The organism is Bifidobacterium sp. UTCIF-1 (assembly GCF_006408915.1).
GTDB classification, from domain to species: domain Bacteria; phylum Actinomycetota; class Actinomycetes; order Actinomycetales; family Bifidobacteriaceae; genus Bifidobacterium; species Bifidobacterium reuteri.
Genome location: NZ_JFAG01000047.1, coordinates 1 through 1,434, shown reverse-complemented (window position 1 = coordinate 1,434; position 1,434 = coordinate 1). Strand labels below are relative to the sequence as shown.

Genomic DNA, 1,434 nt, shown 5'->3' with positions numbered 1-1,434 from the left:
CTCTTCCGGTTTTGGTGTGTAAGGGGCGTGTGTCATAGGTGGGTTTGGATGGCTTGTCTGAAGCCTCCGGTGTGCAGGAGGCTGCGGGTGATGTAGTTGTCGAGGTTGCGGAAGCCGAGGGCGATGCCGCGTAGGGTCTCGAGCCTGCCGTTGATGGCCTCGGTGGGCCCGTTGGCGCTGTGCGGCCAGTCGAAGAACGCGAGGACGTCGCCCATGCGGCGTTTCAGGGTACGGCCCAGGGTGGCGAGTTCGGGGCAGCCGGGCGCGGCTCCCCTGGCGTTGAGCGCTTCGATGAGCTCGGCCATCATGCCGCGTCCCCGTTTGCGGTCTTCCTGCGCGTAGCAGCGGATGATCTTCTGGTAGGCGCCGTGCGCGAGCCTCAACGCGGCGTTGGCGGGGTCGTCGAGCAGGCGGGCGGCGCGCTCCTTCTGCTTGCCGGTCCTGAGGGTCTCCGTCTTCAACAGGACGCGCCTGCTTTTGTACAACGGGTCGTCCTTGGTGCCGCGCCGGCCGGTCCGCTCGCGCTGGAGCCGGCATCGCACGGCGGTGAGCTTGTCGCCCGCGAGCTTGACGATGTGGAACGGGTCCAATACCTCCACGGCGTGGGGGATTTCATGCCGTGCGGCCTTCTTGTATCCGGCGAACGCGTCCATCGCGACCACCTTCACCGCGTCGCGGAACGTCTGGGGGCGTTCGGCGAGCCACGAGGCGAACGCCTTCTCGCTCCTGCCCTCGACCATGTCCAGGAGCCGGGCCGGCCGATCGTGTCTTCTGGGGGTGAGGTCGACGATGACGGTCACGTACCTGTTGCCGTGGCGGGTGTGGCGCCACACGTGCTCGTCCACGCCGACCGTGTCGACCCCGTCGAACCGTGCCGGATCGTCGATCAGCGATTCCATGCCTTTCCCCAATACGGCCGTGTTGACCGCGTCCCACGAGCAGCATAGGTCGCGCGCGCACGCCAGGATGCTCTTCGACTTCAATACGACCTCGGCCGCGGCCCACCACACCGCCGCCTCGGTCAGCCGCCTGCCCTCCGCGGCCACGCGCGTCAGATCATCCGTCCACGAGCGCGCGCACGTCAGGCATTCGTAACGCCTGACGCGCACCATCAGGTGCACGGCGTGCTGGCCTATCGGCGTGTGCGCGAACCGGCGCAGCCACGAGGAACGCACCCTGCCGGCCGCGCCGCATACAGTGCAGTACCGTGCCGTATCATTCTCAAGCTCGCAGCCGATCAGCCACACACCCGCACGCGACCCCTTCCTCTCGTGCCGTTGCCAGACCGGGGCCAGGCCCAGCCGGTCCAGTCCGAGCAGGACACGGCCATCGAACGCGCTAGACTCATTACCAAGCCGCGCGGTTTTCTTCATTTTCTCTTTCACACACCGAATAAAACCGCACGGCCCTTACACACCAAAACCGGAAGAGCCC

At 66.6% G+C, this 1,434-nt stretch carries 1 protein-coding gene; it reads right to left on the bottom strand.

What is annotated here, in order from left to right; all coding sequences use genetic code 11:
• Positions 1-32: 32 nt before the first annotated feature.
• On the bottom strand, positions 33-1,373 hold the full coding sequence (locus tag BW09_RS10780) for an ISL3 family transposase (RefSeq protein ID WP_258185091.1): 1,341 nt from the start codon (positions 1,371-1,373) through the stop codon (positions 33-35).
• Between the last annotated feature and the right edge of the window lie 61 nt (positions 1,374-1,434).

Excerpts from the sequence above, each read along its gene's own strand:
- BW09_RS10780 (WP_258185091.1), bottom strand. The coding sequence starts at position 1,373 with ATGAAGAAAACCGCGCGGCTTGGTAATGAGTCTAGCGCGTTCGATGGC.